Raw genomic sequence first — 18,757 nt, 5'->3', positions numbered from 1 at the left:
GCGCACGATGACCCAGACCGTTTCACTGCATAGCGTCGAAGCGCGTGTGATCGACTGGCCCGCCGCGCATCGTGCGGTCGAGGCCGCCGTGCGCGAGGCCGAACGGCTCGGCGTGCGTGTGAACGCCGCGGTGGTCGACGCGGCGGGCCACCTCGCCGCGTTCGTCCGGATGCCCGGCGCGCCGCTGCATTCGATCGACATCGCCATCGACAAGGCCTACACGGCGGCGAGCTTCGGACTGCAAACGGGCCTCTGGCACGACGCGCTGCAGGCGCATTCGGCGGCGGTGCGCGAGGGCATCGTGCTGCGCCCCCGGTTCGTCGCGTTCGGCGGCGGCATGCCGGTCGCCGAGGACGGCCGGGTCATCGGGGGCATCGGCGTGTCCGGCGGCAGTGAGGCGCAAGACGTTGCCTGTGCGCGTGCGGGTCTCGACGCGCTCGGGCTCGCCGGTCCGTGACCGGACGCCGCTCTTTTTTACTCCTCGATCACGACAACCTGGTTGGAACGATCATGTACGAAACAAAACCGTGCGCCGCTGCAAGCGGCGCGGCAGGCCGCGTTGCTGAGGCAAAAACGGTCCGCAATTTCATCGACGGCGAATACCGCGACGGCGCGCGCTGGTTCGATAAACGCTCGCCGCTCGATAACGCCGTGATTGCGCGCGTGGCCGAGGCGAGCCGCGAGGACGTCGACGCCGCCGTGCGCGCCGCGCGTGCCGCGCTCGCCGGACCGTGGGGCGGCCTGAGCGCCGCGCAGCGCGTCGATCTCCTGTACGCCGTGGCGGACGGGATCGAGCGCCGCTTCGACGATTTTCTCGACGCCGAAGTGGCGGACACGGGCAAACCGCAGAGCCTTGCGCGGCACATCGATATCCCGCGCGGTGCGGCGAACTTCAAGATCTTCGCCGACGTCGTGAAGAACGTGCCGGGCGAATGCTTCGAGATGACGACGCCGGACGGTGCGGGTGCACTCAACTACGCGATCCGCAGGCCGGTCGGCGTGGTTGGCGTGATCTGCCCGTGGAACCTGCCGTTGTTGCTGATGACGTGGAAGGTCGGCCCGGCGCTCGCGTGCGGCAATACCGTGGTCGTCAAGCCATCGGAAGAAACCCCGCAAACGGCCGCGCTGCTCGGCGAGGTGATGAACGCGGCGGGCGTGCCGCGCGGCGTGTACAACGTCGTACACGGCTTCGGCCCCGGTTCGGCGGGCGAATTCGTGACGACCCATCCGGGCGTCAACGCGATCACGTTTACCGGCGAGACGCGCACCGGCGCCGCGATCATGAAAGCTGCTGCGGACGGCGCGCGTCCGGTCAGCCTGGAGATGGGCGGCAAGAATGCGGCGATCGTGTTCGCCGACTGCGATTTCGATGCCGCGATCGAAGGCACGTTGCGCTCCTGCTTCGCCAACGCCGGACAGGTCTGCCTCGGCACGGAGCGCGTCTATGTCGAGCGGCCGATTTTCGAGCGCTTCGTCGCCGCGCTCAAGGAAGGCGCGGAACGCCTGCGCCCGGGCCTGCCCGAGGACGCTGCGACCGGCATTGGCCCGCTGATCAGCCAGGAGCACCGCAACAAGGTGCTGTCTTACTACCGCAAGGCGGCCGAACTCGGCGCGACGGTCGTGACGGGCGGTGGCGTGCCCGACATGCCGGGCAATCTGCGCGACGGGGCGTGGGTGCAGCCGACACTGTGGACCGGCCTCGGCGACGATTCGCCGATCGCACGCGAAGAGATCTTCGGCCCGTGCGCGCTCGTGATGCCGTTCGACTCCGAAGCCGAAGTCGTGCGCCGCGCGAACGCGAACGAGTACGGACTTGCCACCGCGATCTGGACGACGAGTCTTTCGCGCTCGCATCGCGTCGCAGCGGCTATCGAAGTCGGCATCGCGTGGGTCAACTCATGGTTCCTGCGCGATCTGCGCACCGCGTTCGGCGGCGCAAAGCAGTCGGGCATCGGCCGCGAAGGGGGCGTGCATTCGCTCGAGTTTTATACCGAACTCAAGAACGTCTGCGTGAAGCTCTGACGAAATTTCGATTTCTTTCGGATTGGATATGGAAACTACGTTGATAGACAGGTTGGGCGACCGGCTCCACGACGCGTTCGTTGCGCGCGAACCCATCGCGCCGCTCAGCGCCCAGCACGAGGACCTCACGGTAAGCGACGCGTACCGCATCCAGCAACGCTTCGTGCAGCGGCGGCTCGACGCGGGAGAAACGGTGGTCGGAAAGAAGATCGGCGTCACGTCGAAGGCGGTGATGGACATGCTGGGCGTCTATCAGCCCGATTTCGGCTACCTGCTGTCGGGCATGGTGTATGGCGAGGGCGAGCGCATCCCGCTCGATACGCTGATCCAGCCGAAGGCCGAAGGCGAGATCGCATTCGTTCTCAAGCGCGACCTGAAGGGGCCGGGCGTCACGAACGCGATGGTGCTGGCCGCCACCGAATGCGTGATGCCGTGCTTCGAGATCGTCGATTCACGCATTCGCGACTGGAAGATCAAGATCGGCGACACCGTCGCGGACAACGCATCGTGCGGCGTGTTCGTGCTGGGCGACAAGGCCGTGAGCCCGCGCCGCGTCGATCTTGCGACCTGCGGCATGGTGCTGGAAAAGAACGGCGAAGTGATCGGCACCGGCGCGGGCGCAGCGGCGCTCGGCTCGCCCGTCAACGCCATCGCATGGCTCGCCAACACGCTCGGCGCATTCGACATCGGACTCAAGGCTGGCGAGGTCGTCCTCTCCGGCGCGCTGGCCGCGATGGCGACGATCCAGGCGGGCGACAGCTTCCGCGTGTCGATCGGCGGCATCGGCGCCTGCTCGGTGCGCTTCGCCTGACCGCCACGGCCCGTTTCATCGTTACCGCATTCAATGACAGGCAAGAGGACATCCTCATGACACAGAAAATTCGTTGCGCGCTCATCGGACCCGGAAACATCGGCACCGATCTGCTCGCCAAGCTGATGCGCAGCCCCGTACTCGAACCGGTGTGGATGGTCGGCATCGATCCCGAATCGGACGGCCTGAAGAAGGCGCGCGAGCTGGGCCTCAAGACGACCGCAGAAGGCGTGGACGGCCTCGTGCCGCACGTGCTGGCGGACAACGTGCAGATCGCGTTCGACGCGACAAGTGCCTACGTTCACGCGGAAAACAGCCGCAAGCTCAATGCGCTCGGCGTGATGATGGTCGACCTCACGCCCGCTGCAATCGGGCCGTACTGCGTGCCGCCCGTCAACCTGAGGGAGCACATCGGCAGCCGTGAGATGAACGTCAACATGGTGACCTGCGGCGGCCAGGCGACGATCCCGATGGTGCGTGCGATTTCGCGCGTGCAGCCGGTGGACTATGCGGAGATCGTCGCGACCGTGTCGTCGCGCTCGGTCGGCCCCGGTACGCGCAAGAACATCGACGAGTTCACGCGCACGACGGCGTCGGCGGTCGCGAAAGTGGGGGGTGCTACGCGCGGCAAGGCGATCATCGTCATCAACCCGGCCGAGCCGCCGCTCATCATGCGCGACACCGTGCATTGCCTGACCGCGGACGTGCCCGACGAGGCACGCATCATCGAGTCGGTCAACGCAATGATTGCCGACGTGCAGCGCTACGTGCCCGGCTACCGGCTGGTGAACGGCCCGGTGTTCGACGGCAATCGCGTGTCGGTGTTTCTCGAAGTCGAGGGGCTCGGCGATTACCTGCCGCGCTACGCGGGCAATCTCGACATCATGACGGCCGCCGCCGCGCGGACCGCCGAGATGTTCGCCGAAGAGCTGCTCGCGGGCCGTATCACGCTCGCGCCTGTCGAGAGCGCGCCCGCCTGAGGCGAGTCGCGCAGCCAGCGCATCGCCAGTCTTCACACGAAAACGACCGGACCCAATCGGACCAAAACGGAATCGACATGAATCTCCAAGGCAAGCGAATCACCGTTCACGACATGACGCTGCGTGACGGCATGCATCCGAAGCGTCACCAGATGACCCTCGACCAGATGCGCTCGGTGGCGTGCGGCCTCGATCAAGCGGGCGTGCCGCTCATCGAGGTCACGCACGGCGACGGGCTCGGCGGCGCGTCGGTCAATTACGGCTTTCCCGCGCACAGCGACGAGGCGTATCTCGGCGCCGTGATTCCGCTGCTCAAGCGCGCGAAAGTTTCGGCGTTGCTGTTGCCGGGCATCGGCACCGTCGATCACCTGAAAATGGCGCATGAACTTGGCGTCCACACGATCCGCGTCGCGACGCACTGCACGGAAGCGGACGTATCGGAGCAGCACATCTCTTACGCGCGCAAGCTCGACATGGACACCGTGGGCTTTCTGATGATGAGCCATATGAACAGCCCCGAAGGGCTGGTCAAGCAGGCGAAGCTGATGGAGAGCTACGGCGCGAATTGCATCTACATCACCGATTCGGCGGGCTACATGCTGCCCGACGATGTGAAGGCTCGCCTCGGTGCGGTGCGAGACGCGCTCGATCCGAAGACGGAACTGGGCTTTCATGGCCACCACAATCTGGCGATGGGCATCGCGAACTCGATCGCGGCAATCGAGGTGGGCGCGAACCGCATCGATGGCGCGGCGGCCGGTCTTGGCGCAGGCGCGGGCAATACGCCGCTCGAAGTGTTCGTGGCCGTGTGCGACCGCATGGGCATCGAGACCGGTATCGACGTCTGGAAGATCCAGGACGTCGCCGAAGATCTCGTCGTGCCGATGATGGACTTCCCGATCCGCATCGACCGCGATGCGCTCACGCTCGGTTACGCGGGAGTTTACGGTTCTTTCCTGCTGTTCGCGAAGCGCGCAGCCGCGAAGTACGGCGTGCCGTCGCGCGAGATTCTCGTCGAACTTGGCCGCCGCAAGATGGTCGGCGGCCAGGAGGACATGATCGAGGACACCGCGCTCACGCTTGCGCGGCAACGTCAGCAAGGCCAGCCACGCGCGAGTCGGAACCACGAGGAGGCCGCATGAAGCTGTCGAATGAAACGATCCAGTCGCTCGCCCGGCACCTCGACGATTGCGCGCGGCAAGCGCACGACACGCCGAAAATCACCGACACGCATCCGGACATGGACTGGGACGACGCGTACGCCGTGCAGGATGCGATACGCGGGCGTCAGCTCGCACGCGGCGCGCGCATCGTCGGCTACAAGGCGGGCCTCACGTCGCACGCGAAGATGCGGCAGATGGGCGTCGAAACGCCGGTATTCGGTTATCTGGTCGACACGTTTTCGGTGCCCGACGGCGGCGCCTGCAAGGTGGCCGAGCTGATCCACCCGAAGGTGGAGCCGGAGATCGCGTTCGTCACGAAGACGGAGCTGAAGGGGCCGGGCTGCCATATCGCCGCCGTGCTCGCCGCGACCGACTTCGTGATTCCCGGCATCGAGGTGATCGACAGCCGCTATCGCGACTTCCGCTTCGACCTGAAGAGCGTCGTGGCCGACAACACCTCGGCGGCGCGCTTCGTCGTGGGCGGCCAGCCGCTCGCAGTCGAAAACGTCGATCTGCGCACGATCGGCGTCGTACTGGAGAAGAACGGCGTGCCGGTTGCGTTCGGCGCGGGCGCCGCCGTGCTCGGCCATCCGGCCGCGGCTATCGCAATGCTCGCCAATCATCTGGGCGCGCGCGGCGAATCGATTCCGGCGGGCAGCCTGATTCTCTCGGGCGGCATCACGGAAGCGGTGGCGGTCGCCGCGGGCGACAACGTCACGCTGCGCGTGCAGGACATGGGCTCGACCAGCCTGCGCTTCATCTGAGAAGGAGATCATCGTGCCCATCGCCCATCTGTACATCCTCGAAGGCCGCGACGACGAGAAAAAGGAGCGGCTCATCGCCGAAGTGAGCGACGCCATTCATCGCGCGATCGATGCGCCGCTCGAATCGGTGCGCGTGGTGATTATCGAAATGCCGAAGGAGCATTTCGGCATTGGCGGGCAGAGCGCGAAAAAGCGCGGACGTTGATTAACGCACCGGTTTATCGACGGGCTTAACGACAGGATCAACGACAGGATTAAAGCATGCAGACCAATCCAGAAATCGGCCGCAGCATCATGGTCGACGGCATCCGGACCAACTATCACGATGTGGGCGACGGACCGCCCATGCTGCTCATTCACGGTTCCGGGCCGGGCGTGACGGCCTGGGCGAACTGGCGGCTCACGATGCCGGCGCTCGCAAAGCAGTTCCGCGTGATTGCGCCGGACATCGTCGGCTTCGGCGAAACGGTGCGTCCGCAAGGGTTTTCGTACACGATGGACGCCTGGGTTTCGCACGTGCTCGGCCTGCTCGACGCGCTCGGGATCGAGCGCGCACACGTCGTCGGCAATTCGTTCGGCGGCGCACTCGCGCTTTCGCTTGCGATCCGCGCGCCGCAGCGGGTCGGCAGGCTTGTGCTGATGGGCAGCGCGGGCGTGCCGTTTCCGATCACCGAAGGGCTCGACGCGGTGTGGGGCTACGCGCCGTCGATCGCGAACATGCGCTCGCTGCTCGATGTTTTCGCGTTCGATCGAACGCTGGTGAGCGACGAACTCGCGAAGCTGCGCTACGAAGCGAGCATCCGGCCCGGCTATCAGGAGTCGTTTGCCGCGATGTTTCCTGCGCCGAGGCAACGCTGGGTGGATGCGCTCGCAAGCCCGGAGCCGGCCATACGCGCGCTGCCGAACGAGACGCTGATCGTGCATGGCCGCGAGGACCGTGTGATTCCGCTCGCCAACTCGCTGCGTCTCGCCGAATTGATTCCGCGCGCGCAATTGCACGTGTTCGGTCAATGCGGGCACTGGACGCAGATCGAGAACGCCAACCGCTTCAACGATCTCGTGATGCGGCATTTAATCGAATAGCAGTGAAGTTGCGTTTAAGGCTGGTTTATGCGCTTCAAATAAAGCAGTACTAAAGACAACAAAACAACATATCGCATGATCCGAAGGAAAGGAGACAACCGGATGTTCAGTCAACGAAAATTCCGCATGGCAGGGATCGCCGGCGCAGCAGGACTGCTGCTTTCGGGCGCCGCACACGCGCAGTCCAACGTGACGTTGTATGGCGTCGTCGACGGCGGGCTGTTGTATACGAGCAAGACGCTCGATGCGACGGGCGGCAATGGCGGCAAGCAGTTCTCGTTTGTCGACGGCGGCTCGGCGCCGACGCAATTCGGTTTGACCGGTACGGAAGACCTGGGCGGCGGCATGAAGGCGACATTCAAACTGGAGAGCGGTTTTAGCGTCGCGAACGGCGCCTTCAACAATTCGAACGGCAACCTGTTCGGGCGACAGGCTTACATCGGCCTCACGAATTCGTTCGGCACGGTCACACTGGGTCTGCAGTTCTCGCCGTTCTTCATGGCGTTGTACGACCTGGATCCGCGTGGGCTGTCGCAGTTCGGCAGCGGCTTGCCGATCTATCTGGATCACGTGCTGGGCACCGGCGTCTTCAACGCGAACGCCGTATCGTATGCGAGCCCGGTAGTCGCGGGTTTCTCGGGAAGCGCCATGTTCGCGTTTGGCGGCGTGCCCGGAAACTTCCAGTCGGGCCGCCAATATTCCGTGAACCTCAAATACGACAACGGCACGGTAATGGTCGAAGGCGCGTTCTACAACGGCAATAGCGGCGGCACGGTGAACACCGCGCCGCCGACCAATGTGGCGTTCGTGGGGCGCATGCTGGGCGCGTCGTACAAGATCGGCAAGCTGACCGCGAAGGCGGCGTTCACGAACTACAAGGTGGCGGGCGGCTTCAACAGCAACGTCTACGATGCGGGCCTCGACTTCCTCGCCATGCCGGACCTCGACCTCAACGGCGGTATCTGGTATGTGAGCGACCGCAACGAAACGGCCAATCACGCGTTGCTGGGCGCGCTCGGCGTGCAGTACTTCCTGTCGCACAGGACGACGCTGTACGGCCAGGTCGCGGTGGTCAACAACCGCGGCGCGATGGACGTGGGGCTGTCGGTCAACAACGCGCTCTTCAGCCCGGCCGGAACGACGACCGGCGTGAACATCGGCATTCGCCATGTTTTCTGATTCGTGCTGCGAGACGGTATGAGAAGGTATGAGAATCGCTCAACAGAAAAGTCGAGGTCATATGAAAGCGAACAAAAACAAACTTGCGCAATGGACTGCGGGCGTACTGCTTGCCGCCGCAATCGGCACACCGGGGGCGCATGCGCAGCCGCAGCCGCAGGGCGATTCGGGCATGACCGCCTCTGTGCCGGCGGCGACACCCGCCCAGACGCGCAGGGCGACCCGCAAGGCCGACCGGTTGCTGGCGAAGCAGGTGCGCCGTGCGCTCGTGCGCGTCAAGGGACTGGATTCGAGCCGGATCGTCGTGATCGCGCGGGGCGGCGACGTCACGCTCGGTGGCTCGGTGCCGGAGGCGGAGCAGACAGGCGTTGCGCATGCGGCGGCAGCGGGCGTGAGCGGCGTTCGCAACGTGACCGATAACCTGAGTGTGAAGGCGCCGGGGCAGTAGCCGGGCGCGAAGCGCGCCCGTTGTGCGGCCAATGCGCATAGCCCGCAAAAAGGAAAGTGATAGGATGGCTGCACGTTCTGTCAGGAGACGAAGATGCCCATCTATCAGATCACTCGCAGTGTTCTGGAGCGCGTCGCGCAGGCAGTATCGCGCTCCTTTCACGACGACGCCATTTACAGCGAAAAGCCCGCGCCGGACGGCAAGATGAAAGTGCTGATCATCCGCAATCCGGCCGGGCTTGACACGCCCTACATTTCGCTTCGCTTCCCCGGCGACCTGCTGGATCGGCTGGAAACGTTGGGGCCGAAACGTTCTGCCATCGTTGAGAATCACATCCGGAAGGTCGTGACGACGCGTCTTGCCGACTACCGGAACGCGAGTCAAGCCGGAACGCTGAGCCGAACCGAACCGTTCCCGATCGAGTTCGACGATCGCATCTTCGACGACCTCGGCGAGGAATGAAGTTTTCCTCGTTTCCTCGTTTCGTCGCGATTGGACACCCGCCGTTTGACCTTGCCCTGAAGCATCAGGCGGGGGTGAGTCGCGTGTGATCCATGCAGTGCGCAACGATCTTGTAGAGGAAGACGAAATAGCCGAGGCCGAGCGTGATGATCGAGATGATGGTCCAGATCACGGTCTTGCCGGTAATCGTTGTGAGGTCGATCGTGCATTCCAGGCGGCCTGTGACCATGCCGTTGGGATCGACAGCAACCGTTTTGTTGATGACGAACCGATAGAGGTAGTACGGGTAAACGAACATGGCGAGGCCGAGTGTGACGATCGTCAGCAGAATCCAGATGACTGCGTGGCCGATGATGTCCGTGATGGTCAGATTCGATTTCAGGGAAAGGTTGGTCATGCTTTTCTCGTGGGTCGTTGAAATAGGACGAATCTTAGAAAAAGAAACGATTAATACATAAAAGCTATAGATGCGGCGAGAAAATAGCCGCTTTCGCGGCTACACGTGTTATGCGATTCGATTTGATTCGTTGTGCGAAGACCGATCTCAGGCCATGTGATGATGAACGCGAAAATTTACATGACCACGGCACCGCGTGCAACGGCGAAAAAGTTCGCACACACGTTAGTGCCGTGCAGACTACTGGGTGGTTTGGTCAATTCTCACGCGTCGGCCCAGCGCCGCAACAGGTTGTGATAAATGCCGGTGAGCGCGATCACGCCCGCATCGGCGCCGCTTTTTTCTGCGGTGAACTGCTGGATCTGCGTATCGAGCTGGAACAGCAGCGCGCGCTCGGCATCGTCGCGCACCATGCTCTGAAGCCAGAAGAACGACGCGACGCGTGCGCCGCGCGTGACAGGCGTCACACGATGCAGGCTCGATGCCGGATATAGCACCATGTCGCCTGCCGCCAGTTTTGCGCGATGCTCGCCGAAGGTGTCCTCGACGCACAGCTCGCCGCCGTCGTAGTTTTCCGGTTCTTCGAGAAAGAGCGTCGCCGATAGATCGCTGCGGATGCGGAAATCGGTGCCGCGCAGCAGCCGGATCGCGTTGTCGACGTGCGTGCCGAACGCTTCGCCGCCTTCATAGCGATTGAAGAGCGGCGGGAAAACCTTGAGCGGCAGCGCTGCGGAGAAGAACAGCGCATTGCGTGCGAGCGCATCCTGAATCGCTTCGCCGACCGCGCGCGCGGCGGGCGAGCCTTCCGGCAGTTGACGGTTGCGCTTCGCGAGCGCGGATTGCGAGCCGGACGTGATGTTGCCGTCCATCCAGTCGGCGGCATCGAGTATCTCGCGGCATTGCGCGACTTGCGCCTTGGTCAGCACGCCGGGGATATGCAGCATCATGATGCGGATTCCTGAAAGGGCGAAGGGAGCGAGGAGGCCGCTGCCCGCAACGCGGCGACGGGCGACGCGGCCAGATGCGCGCGCATCTTCTCGATGAACGCCGGGGTGGCCGTCTGCGGCACACGGGCGATCCATTCGAGCGCTTCCTCGATGCGGCCGCGCGCGGCGAGGCAGCGCGCGTAGTTGAACTGTCCGCGGAAGTCACCAGCGATGGCCGCGCTCCGGTAATGGTCGAACGCCGTGTCGGGATCGGCTTCGACGACCCAGCCGTCTTCGTAGAAGCTGCCGACCAGGTTGATCGACTTCGCATGGCCGAGTGCGGCGGCCTTTTCGAACCACGCGAGCGCTTCGGCGCGGTTTTCATCGACGCCGTTACCGAGCGCGAGTGCCGTCGCGTAGTTGTACATGCCCCAGTCGAGGCCGGCGCGCGCGGCGAGGCGGAACCAGTACACGGCGACGCTCGCACACGCGGTCGTGCCCCAGCCGTGCTCGTAGCACCGGCCGACCATGTTCATCGCCATTGGATGATCGGCGTTAGCCGCGTGCTTGAACCACGTGAGCGCGGCGGCGGGGTCGCGCGCGATGCCGCGGCCGTCGAGCAGAATCTGCCCGTACATGGCTTGCGCTTCCACGATCCCGTTCTCCGCCGCCGCCGCGATCCATGCAGCCGCGACCTCGGGCGGCCCCGATAGCGCGGCGGCGAGCCGGTCCGGGGATGCCGATGCGAGCGTTGTCAGCGAAACCGGCCGCATCGGTCAGTAGCGCGCGTTGAGCGTGACGAACGCCGAGCGGCCCGGCGCAATCGACGCGTAGTGCGCGGGATACGCCTGGTCGAAGTACGTGCGGTTCAACAGGTTCTGCACGTTCAGCTGCAGATCGAGCCGCTTGTTGAAGCGGTACTGCGCGGTCGCGTCGAAGCGCCAGTACGCGGGCACCGCGCGCAGGTTCGCCGGGTCGCCGAACACCTTCGACATGTAGAACGCGCCGCCGCCGATCGTGAACTGCGGCGTCACGTCGTAGTTGGTCCACATCGTGAAGCTGTGCTTCGGCGTGTTCGGAAACTGATGGCCGTTGTTCGCCGAATCCTTGCCGTTGTCGCGCAGTTCGCTCTTCATGTAGGTGTAGCCGCCGAAGACCTGCCACGCGTTCGTGAGCTGGCCTGCGACACCGAGTTCGAGACCCTGCACGCGTTTGCCGCCGACCATCGCGTACTCGTTGTTCGGCAGCGTCACGCGCGCATTGGTCGTATCGATCTGGAACAGCGCACTCGTCAGCGACAGCTTGTTGTTCAGCACGTCCCACTTCGTGCCGAATTCGATGCTGCGGTTCTTTTCGGGCGCCATCTGGTCCGCGTTCGCGCCGACGCCGCCGCGTCCCGGTGTCAGCGACTGTCCTTCCAGGCCTTCGCCAAGCAGCATGCCGGCGGGCGTCGACGACGTTGCATACGACCCGTATACGCTGCCGTTCTTCGCCGGTTTGAACACGAGGCCGACCTGCCAGTTCACGAGCGTGTCGTCGCGCGTGTAAGTTTTCGAGCCGTTCGCGCGCGTGTCGGTGAAGCGGGTCGAGTAGTCGTCGATGCGTGCGCCCGCATTGATCTGCCAGCGCTTCGTCAGTTCAACCGTGTCGAAGCCATAGAGCGACTTGGTCGTTGTGCGCGCATAGGCCGGGTCGTTGTTGCGCTTGATCGAGCCCGCCCACGGATCGCCCGGATTCGGCGACCACAGGCTCGTGCAGTTATAGCCCGACGCGACGCCGATCCCGTTCTTGCAGATCGCGCCGGTGCCGGTTGCGACGGTGTACGCATCGCGTCGGCCCGATTCGCGTGAGAACTCCAGGCCCGTCGTAAAGCTGTGCTTGAACGGGCCGGTCGTGGCCTCGCCGAACAGCTCGGTCTGGTTCGCGACGCTCCACACCGCGCTGTCGCGGTTGTTGCCGCGGCGCCAGACCATCCCGTTGACGACGTTGCCCTGGCTGTCGTCGGGCTGCGTCCAGAGGTAGTCCTGGGTCGATTTCGTATAGCGCGTCATGTTGCGCACCGTCAGCGACGACGCGATGTCGTGCTCGATCTTCACGGTGCCGATGTCCGAGGTTGTGTAGCGGAAATCGCGGTCGCGCAGTCCATAGAAGTTGTGGCGGTCGACGTTCGCCGGATAGATCGTGTCGACGTTCGCGGGTTTGTTGGCCGACGTATAGAAATACGGAATGCCGCTATCGGGCGTGTCGTTGGTCGACAGATGGTAGTAGCTCGCGGTCACGCGGGTCGGCGTGCCGAGACCGAATGCGACGGAGGGCGCAACGCCCCAGCGGCTGTTGTCCACCACGTCGCGGCCAGCGACGTCGCTGTCGTGGCGCAGCAGGTTCAGGCGGAATGCGGCGTGATCGGCGAACTGCCAGTTGCCGTCCGCGGTGAAGCGGCGGTAGCGGTCCGTGCCGAGTCCGACGCTGCCGGAGGCGGCCGTGCCGGAATGCGGCGCCTTGGTGACCATATTGATGCTGCCGCCTGCACCGCCGCGGCCGCCGTATGCGCCGTCGGAGCCCTTGGTGACTTCGACGCGCTCGGCATTGAAGATTTCGCGGGTGGTCGCGCCGATATCGCGCATGCCGTCCACGAACATGCTGCCCTGCGTGTCGTAGCCGCGGATGAACGGGCGGTCGCCAAGCGGATTGCCGCCTTCGCCCGCGCCGAACGTGATGCCGGGCACCGTACGCAGCGCCTCGGTGAGCGTGGATGCGCCGCTGTTCTGGATCAACGCTTCGGGGATCACGGTGACGGATTTGGGCGTATCGACGAGCGGCGCGGTGAATTTGGCCGACGACGCGAATTCGGTCTTGTAGCTGTGTTCGGCCTGGCCCTTGACTTCGATGGGCGCGAGTTGTCGTTCGGCGTCGACGGTGGACGTTGCGGTGTTGTCCTGTGCGAACGCGGGGCTCGCGGCCAGTGCGCCGAACAGCGCGGTGAATTTTCCGAGCTTGATCTCGTCGGAATGCGGTCTCATCGATGGGTTTCCCTCGTGTGGCTTTGGCGGATGCGGCGGATGTAGCGGATGCGGTGGATGTAGCGGATGTGATGGGAGGAGCAATCTGTCAGAATGCTCCTCCCGCCACGGATCATTACGGAAAGCTTTCGGGTGGGATTCTAATTAAACTTTGTGTAAATGAGAAGCGTTCTTGTTTGGTCGCAAGAAAGGCTGCGCCCTGGGAGGCTTGCGGACGGTGCGCGCACCGGGCAGACGACCGGCGGGAAGAGCGGGAATCGAAGCGGCTGGCGCGCCGCATTCGCGGTCGCGGAGGAAACGTGGATTTATCTCGCCCGGCGGTCATCGCCGACGCAGGCGAGGACGTTGTAGATGACAGTCCACGAAGGCTGCCGTCGACCAGGCACGCCGGGACGCGCTACGACGCGGAGCCTGGCCCGCTGTACCTCACACCGGCTCTGCCGCCGCAGGCCGCATCCCGTATCGGCCGGACATTGAAGGCCTGCGCGGCGTCGCCGTGCCGGGCGCCGCGTCGCACCTGATCGCCTTCCTCAATAACCATCGCAAGCAAGGAGTGCAGTAATGAAAGTAGAAGACCTCATGACGAAGCGCATCGTGACGGTGGGCTTCGATGACACGCTGGAAACGGTCAGGGAGATCTTCAAGGAAGCGGCGATTCATCACCTGCTGGTTCTCGAAGACGGAGCGCTGCAAGGCGTCGTGTCCGATCGGGATCTCCTGCGCGCGTTGAGCCCGTTTATCGACAGCGTGGTGGAAACGCGGCGCGATGTGGGTACGCTGAACAAGCGCGTGCATCAGATCATGACCCGCACGCCGATTACGCTGCATCCCGACGCCGACGTGGCGGAAGCCATTCAGTTGTTGCTCGCGCATTCAATCTCCTGCATTCCGGTCGTCGACGACAAACGCAGGCCGGTGGGGATCGTGAGCTGGCGGGATCTGCTGAAGGGCTATGCGGCGGTGCTGAATCTACCGAACGCTGAAAACGCTGCGGACGCGGTGGCGTAACACCAGGCAAGGCAACTGCAACGACGATATTGCGCGGATCACGCGCTTCGAATCGGGTTGATTCATCGAGTGATCCTGTATGACGAACTCGATAGTGCCGTGAGCGAAACCGTCTCGGATCTTTTGAAAAAATGTCCCCACCGTGCTCGCGGAAATCAGACGATATTCGAATGAAATATGTGCATAAGGGACATGTAATAAGGCTTGCGAACTGGCTGCGCAATGAATGTCCAATTGTGCATCGCTTCAGCCGGGAAGCGATTCAACAATCCTGCACATCATTAGGCGTTTATTTAAGGGCCGGTTTGCTAAACAGCCTGATTTCGCGACAGGTGGAACGGCGTGTTCCGCACCGCGCACTTTTGCATCGTTCCCAACTCCTTGATTTGTGTGATATATCGTCGCATACGATAAAAAGTGCTCAAGCCTGTGACATTTGAACCGATATCGTGTGTAGTAGCTGTATTGATTTCTGGCCATTGCCACCGCGAATGGTGCCGTCGCTCGATCGGTTCCATGCCGCGTTTCGCGAGACAGTGGCCAGGCGGCAGGTGCCCGCACAGAGCGGCGGCGTTTCCACCGAAAATCATAAAAAACCATGAAACTGTCGTTTGTGCGAAAGCCCTGGTTACCGCCCGCGCTGAGTCGGCCCCGATTTTGCGGAACGTCGATTCATCGCATCTTTCTTCATACAAAAGAACGTGGACTGGAAGTGTGCATGGCCGACATGATCGGCGCTCAACCGGCCAAAGCGGCACCGGCCAGTCCGGTCGATACGTGGAACAGCTATTAGGTACCCACATCAAACACGCGTGATTGCCCGCTGTCGCGGGTTCGAGTCGATACCTGCTCTTGCCATGTTCGCCAGGGTGCGAACGTGCGCGAAGCGAGGGCAACTCTGGAGGCAGCCCAGCGATGTTCACCCATGCTTCTAAAGCTCCCCCCGGCAGCGTACCGGGGGATGACGAGGCGCAGCTCTACGGTTCGACGTGGACTGACGCACTGAGCGCGTTAGGCGAAGCATTGCAGCAACATGCAGCCGATATCGACAAGCGCTTCTATGAAGGTGTGATGCGCTTGCCGAAGTCGAGACACATCCTGGAAGCCCTGTCGAAACCGGAGGTCGAGCGTCTCAGAGCGCAACAAACACAGAGCCTGTACGCACTCGCCGCCCCCGATCTGACTGCCGCGACTCACCGCGCGACGGCGTTGCGCGTCGGGCGTGTCTGCGCCGTCATGGGACTGGATCAGGAAGAACTGATCCGGGTTTGGGGGCTCGTGTTCGCTGCCGTTCACCGCTACGTCGATACGACTGCACATGCGGAGGCGCTACGCGTGTTCGCGCGCCGGCTCACGCGCGAACTGGCCTTGCAGGCGCAGGCTTATCAGTGTCTGCAGAGCGCAAGGCAGGACGTATTGCTGCGTATCACCCGACTCGCGTGGAATACGGAGAGCTATACCGACCTCATCAGCAATGTCATTGAAATCATCGGTGCTCACGACGAGGTGACGGGCTGCTCGGTGGGACGGCCGGACCATCGAGGTGTCTTCCGGTTCGAGGCGGCATCGAAGAATATCGCGTCCTTCATCGCGGATATCGAACATTCCGAGCAGTTGCAGATCACGGCGACAGACGACGATCCTCATGGGCAGGGCTCGATTGGCCGGGCATGGCGCAGCGGGCGGGCGGAACACCTTCTCAGTTACGAAACGGATCCCCATGCCGCGCCCTGGAAGGATGTTGCGCTGAGTAAAGGCGTTCGCTCCGTCGTCACGATTCCCCTGAGCGAGCCGGGGCGTGCTCCGATGGCCGTTCTTTCCTTGTACAGTGTCCTGCCAGGCGGATTTACCGGCGCGGATCAGCGGGCTTTCGTCGAATTGCTGCAAACGCTGCTCGCGTTCGCCGTATCGCGAATCGAACATCTGGGAGGGCATACGCGTACCGTGCCGATTGCGACGCGGCAAAGCTGGGCGACGCTGCTCAGATCGGACGCGCTGCAGATGCACTATCAGCCGCTGCTGGATCTCCGGACCGGACGCGTCACCAAAGTCGAGGCGCTCGCGCGCTTGCAGGAGGGCGATCGATTCCTGGCGCCCGGCGAGTTCTTCCCCGCGCTGTCCTCGGATGATTTTCTGGAACTGTATATTCGCGGGTTAGGGCAGGCGCTGTCCCATCGGGATCGCTGGCTGAAAAGCGGAATCGATCTGAAAGTGTCCGTGAATCTGCCGCCCAGCGCGTTAAGCGATGTCCGCTATTTCGACGCCACGCAACAGGCATTGCAAAAGTATCGATGCGAACCCGGCACGTTGACGCTGGAGATGCTCGAAACCGATGCCACGCTGCCGGGCCTCGACGGGGCGCGCGAATTGGTGAAATTCAAGGCGCTCGGCATCAACCTGGCTGAAGACGATCTCGGTTCCGGGCATAGCAGCCTGCATCGTTTGCGTGAATTGCCCTTCGACTGGATCAAGATCGACCGGAGCATCGTGAGCCTGCCCGGCACCGACGCGCTGGATGTACTGCGTTTTATCTATCAATTAACGCGGCTGGGCCACTCGCTCGACAAGCGTGTGGTCGTCGAAGGCGTCGAGGGCGAGGATCTGCTGGAGGCGATCGCGCTTCTCGGCGTCGATACCGCCCAGGGCTACTGGATCGCTCGTCCCATGCCGGCGCAACAGGTGGTCGCATGGATGGGAAACCAGCCTGGCGCGCGCGTTTCGCAGAATCCGAAAACGCCTTTGGGAAAACTGGCCCGCTTGTTGATCTGGGAAGAGCGCCTGCATCTGATTTCCGAAGATCAGACGGCTTTCGAGCGGTTGGAGAAACTCTTCAAGACGGCCGGCAACGCAGCCGTTCCGGCGGTTTCAACGTTGGCGCAGCAGGATCCGGGTTGCCTGACCTGCTCGTTTACGAATTTCTTTATTGAAATGGAGTCCATTCTGGAGAACGAGTCTGGAGATTCGGCACTACCTCACGCCTTGATCACGGCTGCGATGCAAAACGGGCAACGCAGTGCGGATTATCGATTGGCCCGTCGGCAGCTGATCGATTCGATCATGTTGGGCGCCGTGTAATCCGGGCCGTCACAAGTGGACCAGGGATGAGCGCTTACGGTGTTGTGTTGCAACGGGTGGAACCGGCGCACGGACGTGCAATCGCCGGGAACGTTCGTCGCGAGAACTTTTGCATCGGGTTTCAGCGCCGGGCCTCAAGCCCTTTAAAGATAGCTGTCGACAGCAATTCAAAGAACTTATGTTATACCTGACTGACCTCATTCCGGGGGAGCTGGAAAATTCGGAATACAAGTGGTTGGTATCGCCGCGTCCGCATCTGGGTCTGTTGACGCGGCGACGCGCCAACACAATCGTCAATCGCGTTCGTCTGCTCGCCTTCCTGTTTGCCGTTTTAACGGCGGCGTGGAGCTGCGTCGACCTGATCGTGTTTCCGTTCGATCTGTGGTTCAACCTGGCGCTGATTCGTCTGGTCGCCTGCACCGCGTTCGCCGGCCTGTTGCTCTATCGCCCCAATGGCAATCTGCTCGATGCTTACCGTGCGATGGCGCTATTATTCGCAATCCCAACGGTGTTTTTCGTGGCGTCGTACACGCTGCTCGGTCATCACAGGCTCACGGGGTTGTCGGCGGCTATCAGCGTCGGTTACGCGTTTTTGCCTTTTGTGCTGCTTGCGGGATTGTCGATTTTTCCGTTGACGTTGCTTGAAACGCTGTTTTTCGCCGCACCAATCCTGTTCGCCCAGTTGATCGCCGGTCTCATGCGTTGGGCCGGCATGGACTGGCCGTCGTTTGCCGGTGAATTCTGGTTGCTCGTTCTGATCTCCGGTGTTTCGACATTGGCGGGCATGAGCCAGTTAGGCTTCATGATCGGGCTGGTCCGGCAGGCGGTCCGCGACGCATTGACCGGCGCGCTCTCGCGCAGCGGCGGCGAAGAAGTGCTGGAACTGCAATGCAGCATCGCTTCGCGCAGCGGCGCAAAACTGTCCGTCGCTTTTGTCGATCTGGATCACTTCAAGAATATCAACGACCAGTTCGGGCACGAAGCGGGCGACAAGGTGTTGTTCAACATGGCCGATATCGTTTTTCGCAATCTGCGGCGCGGCGACATGCTCATACGCTGGGGAGGCGAGGAATTCCTGCTGGTCATGCCCGATACCGGACTCGCACATGCGGAAGCGGCACTGGCGCGCTTGCGCAAGAACGGCTTCGGCGTCACGCCGATCGATACGCCGGTCACGGCGAGCATTGGCATCGCGGAGCTGGTGGCGGATCACGCGAGCGACTGGAAATCGCTGCTCGAAATCGCGGATCGGCGCATGTATCGTGCAAAGCAAAACGGCCGCAACCAGGTCTGCAGCCGGGACGAAGAGGTTGCAACGAAGCGGGAATTCTCGCCCGCGCGATTGGCGCAGACAGAGACAAGCTTGTGAGCCGTGCGGCTTGCCGGGACGGTTAGCCGCGTGTTTTAGGGGTGTACGTT

18 protein-coding genes are annotated in these 18,757 nt (G+C 62.9%); 14 read left to right on the top strand and 4 right to left on the bottom strand.

Going from position 1 to position 18,757, the window contains the following annotated elements; all coding sequences use genetic code 11:
* The first annotated feature begins 7 nt into the window (after positions 1-7).
* The 11 genes from Q0L30_RS25610 to Q0L30_RS25560 all read left to right on the top strand — a co-directional run bounded on the left by Q0L30_RS25610 (position 8) and on the right by Q0L30_RS25560 (position 8,912).
* Positions 8-457 carry a heme-binding protein gene (locus Q0L30_RS25610; RefSeq protein ID WP_296663639.1) on the top strand — a complete coding sequence of 150 codons (450 nt, stop codon included), beginning with the start codon at positions 8-10 and terminating at the stop codon, positions 455-457.
* A 53-nt stretch (positions 458-510) separates the two neighbouring features.
* Positions 511-2,022 (top strand): 2-hydroxymuconic semialdehyde dehydrogenase, encoded by a 1,512-nt coding sequence (locus Q0L30_RS25605; protein ID WP_296663637.1) that lies wholly within the window; start codon positions 511-513, stop codon positions 2,020-2,022.
* A 28-nt stretch (positions 2,023-2,050) separates the two neighbouring features.
* Positions 2,051-2,833 carry a 2-oxopent-4-enoate hydratase gene (gene dmpE / locus Q0L30_RS25600; RefSeq protein ID WP_296663634.1) on the top strand — a complete coding sequence of 261 codons (783 nt, stop codon included), beginning with the start codon at positions 2,051-2,053 and terminating at the stop codon, positions 2,831-2,833.
* A gap of 56 nt (positions 2,834-2,889) precedes the next feature.
* A complete protein-coding gene (locus Q0L30_RS25595) occupies positions 2,890-3,813 on the top strand; it encodes an acetaldehyde dehydrogenase (acetylating) (protein WP_296663632.1) in 924 nt (307 codons plus the stop codon).
* 77 nt (positions 3,814-3,890) lie between these two features.
* Entirely contained in the window at positions 3,891-4,955 is a 1,065-nt protein-coding gene (gene dmpG / locus Q0L30_RS25590) for a 4-hydroxy-2-oxovalerate aldolase (protein ID WP_296663630.1), read from the top strand.
* Positions 4,952-5,740 carry a 2-oxo-3-hexenedioate decarboxylase gene (dmpH, locus tag Q0L30_RS25585; RefSeq protein ID WP_296663629.1) on the top strand — a complete coding sequence of 263 codons (789 nt, stop codon included), beginning with the start codon at positions 4,952-4,954 and terminating at the stop codon, positions 5,738-5,740. Before dmpG ends, dmpH begins: the two co-directional genes overlap by 4 nt.
* Positions 5,741-5,753: 13 nt before the next feature.
* Positions 5,754-5,945, top strand: coding sequence for a 2-hydroxymuconate tautomerase (locus Q0L30_RS25580; RefSeq protein ID WP_296663626.1), 192 nt, complete (start codon positions 5,754-5,756; stop codon positions 5,943-5,945).
* A 56-nt stretch (positions 5,946-6,001) separates the two neighbouring features.
* Positions 6,002-6,823, top strand: coding sequence for an alpha/beta fold hydrolase (locus Q0L30_RS25575; RefSeq protein WP_296663625.1), 822 nt, complete (start codon positions 6,002-6,004; stop codon positions 6,821-6,823).
* 126 nt (positions 6,824-6,949) lie between these two features.
* Positions 6,950-8,002 (top strand): porin, encoded by a 1,053-nt coding sequence (locus tag Q0L30_RS25570; RefSeq protein ID WP_296663622.1) that lies wholly within the window; start codon positions 6,950-6,952, stop codon positions 8,000-8,002.
* 61 nt (positions 8,003-8,063) lie between these two features.
* Complete coding sequence (locus Q0L30_RS25565) at positions 8,064-8,450, top strand: BON domain-containing protein (RefSeq protein ID WP_296663621.1); 387 nt, start codon at positions 8,064-8,066, stop codon at positions 8,448-8,450.
* Positions 8,451-8,543: 93 nt separating this feature from the next.
* Positions 8,544-8,912 carry a hypothetical protein gene (locus Q0L30_RS25560; RefSeq protein WP_296663619.1) on the top strand — a complete coding sequence of 123 codons (369 nt, stop codon included), beginning with the start codon at positions 8,544-8,546 and terminating at the stop codon, positions 8,910-8,912.
* Between the two features lie 64 nt (positions 8,913-8,976).
* Here the strand turns inward: Q0L30_RS25560 and Q0L30_RS25555 are convergent, their stop codons facing one another.
* From Q0L30_RS25555 to Q0L30_RS25540, 4 genes are all read right to left on the bottom strand, one after another.
* The gene (locus tag Q0L30_RS25555; RefSeq protein WP_296663617.1) at positions 8,977-9,309 is read right to left on the bottom strand and encodes a DUF6693 family protein; all 333 of its coding nucleotides are present in this window, start codon (positions 9,307-9,309) and stop codon (positions 8,977-8,979) included.
* A gap of 263 nt (positions 9,310-9,572) precedes the next feature.
* Positions 9,573-10,256 carry a Fe2+-dependent dioxygenase gene (locus Q0L30_RS25550; protein WP_296663615.1) on the bottom strand — a complete coding sequence of 228 codons (684 nt, stop codon included), beginning with the start codon at positions 10,254-10,256 and terminating at the stop codon, positions 9,573-9,575.
* Entirely contained in the window at positions 10,253-11,008 is a 756-nt protein-coding gene (locus Q0L30_RS25545) for a tetratricopeptide repeat protein (protein WP_296663614.1), read from the bottom strand. Before Q0L30_RS25545 ends, Q0L30_RS25550 begins: the two co-directional genes overlap by 4 nt.
* Positions 11,009-11,011: 3 nt before the next feature.
* Positions 11,012-13,255, bottom strand: a complete 2,244-nt coding sequence (locus Q0L30_RS25540) for a TonB-dependent siderophore receptor (RefSeq protein ID WP_296663611.1) — start codon at positions 13,253-13,255, stop codon at positions 11,012-11,014.
* A 561-nt stretch (positions 13,256-13,816) separates the two neighbouring features.
* Here Q0L30_RS25540 and Q0L30_RS25535 point away from each other — a divergent pair.
* The 3 genes from Q0L30_RS25535 to Q0L30_RS25525 all read left to right on the top strand — a co-directional run bounded on the left by Q0L30_RS25535 (position 13,817) and on the right by Q0L30_RS25525 (position 18,707).
* The gene (locus Q0L30_RS25535) at positions 13,817-14,263 is read left to right on the top strand and encodes a CBS domain-containing protein (protein ID WP_296663609.1); all 447 of its coding nucleotides are present in this window, start codon (positions 13,817-13,819) and stop codon (positions 14,261-14,263) included.
* Positions 14,264-15,178: 915 nt separating this feature from the next.
* A complete protein-coding gene (locus tag Q0L30_RS25530; protein ID WP_296663606.1) occupies positions 15,179-17,338 on the top strand; it encodes an EAL domain-containing protein in 2,160 nt (719 codons plus the stop codon).
* Positions 17,339-17,516: 178 nt separating this feature from the next.
* On the top strand, positions 17,517-18,707 hold the full coding sequence (locus Q0L30_RS25525; RefSeq protein ID WP_296663604.1) for a diguanylate cyclase: 1,191 nt from the start codon (positions 17,517-17,519) through the stop codon (positions 18,705-18,707).
* The last annotated feature ends 50 nt before the right edge of the window (positions 18,708-18,757 follow it).

Source organism: Paraburkholderia sp., assembly GCF_024281035.1.
Classification (GTDB): domain Bacteria; phylum Pseudomonadota; class Gammaproteobacteria; order Burkholderiales; family Burkholderiaceae; genus Paraburkholderia.
Note: the sequence above shows the minus strand (reverse complement) of the source record. Positions and strands in the feature narration are given on the sequence as shown.

Bases quoted from the DNA above. Each gene is read 5' to 3' on its own strand.
- Q0L30_RS25610 (WP_296663639.1), top strand. From the start codon at position 8: ATGACCCAGACCGTTTCACTGCATAGCGTCGAAGCGCGTGTGATCGAC.
- Q0L30_RS25605 (WP_296663637.1), top strand. From the start codon at position 511: ATGTACGAAACAAAACCGTGCGCCGCTGCAAGCGGCGCGGCAGGCCGC.
- dmpE (WP_296663634.1), top strand. From the start codon at position 2,051: ATGGAAACTACGTTGATAGACAGGTTGGGCGACCGGCTCCACGACGCG.
- Q0L30_RS25595 (WP_296663632.1), top strand. From the start codon at position 2,890: ATGACACAGAAAATTCGTTGCGCGCTCATCGGACCCGGAAACATCGGC.
- dmpG (WP_296663630.1), top strand. From the start codon at position 3,891: ATGAATCTCCAAGGCAAGCGAATCACCGTTCACGACATGACGCTGCGT.
- dmpH (WP_296663629.1), top strand. From the start codon at position 4,952: ATGAAGCTGTCGAATGAAACGATCCAGTCGCTCGCCCGGCACCTCGAC.
- Q0L30_RS25575 (WP_296663625.1), top strand. From the start codon at position 6,002: ATGCAGACCAATCCAGAAATCGGCCGCAGCATCATGGTCGACGGCATC.
- Q0L30_RS25570 (WP_296663622.1), top strand. From the start codon at position 6,950: ATGGCAGGGATCGCCGGCGCAGCAGGACTGCTGCTTTCGGGCGCCGCA.
- Q0L30_RS25565 (WP_296663621.1), top strand. From the start codon at position 8,064: ATGAAAGCGAACAAAAACAAACTTGCGCAATGGACTGCGGGCGTACTG.
- Q0L30_RS25560 (WP_296663619.1), top strand. From the start codon at position 8,544: ATGCCCATCTATCAGATCACTCGCAGTGTTCTGGAGCGCGTCGCGCAG.
- Q0L30_RS25555 (WP_296663617.1), bottom strand. From the start codon at position 9,309: ATGACCAACCTTTCCCTGAAATCGAATCTGACCATCACGGACATCATC.
- Q0L30_RS25550 (WP_296663615.1), bottom strand. From the start codon at position 10,256: ATGATGCTGCATATCCCCGGCGTGCTGACCAAGGCGCAAGTCGCGCAA.
- Q0L30_RS25545 (WP_296663614.1), bottom strand. From the start codon at position 11,008: ATGCGGCCGGTTTCGCTGACAACGCTCGCATCGGCATCCCCGGACCGG.
- Q0L30_RS25540 (WP_296663611.1), bottom strand. From the start codon at position 13,255: ATGAGACCGCATTCCGACGAGATCAAGCTCGGAAAATTCACCGCGCTG.
- Q0L30_RS25535 (WP_296663609.1), top strand. From the start codon at position 13,817: ATGAAAGTAGAAGACCTCATGACGAAGCGCATCGTGACGGTGGGCTTC.
- Q0L30_RS25530 (WP_296663606.1), top strand. From the start codon at position 15,179: ATGTTCACCCATGCTTCTAAAGCTCCCCCCGGCAGCGTACCGGGGGAT.
- Q0L30_RS25525 (WP_296663604.1), top strand. From the start codon at position 17,517: ATGTTATACCTGACTGACCTCATTCCGGGGGAGCTGGAAAATTCGGAA.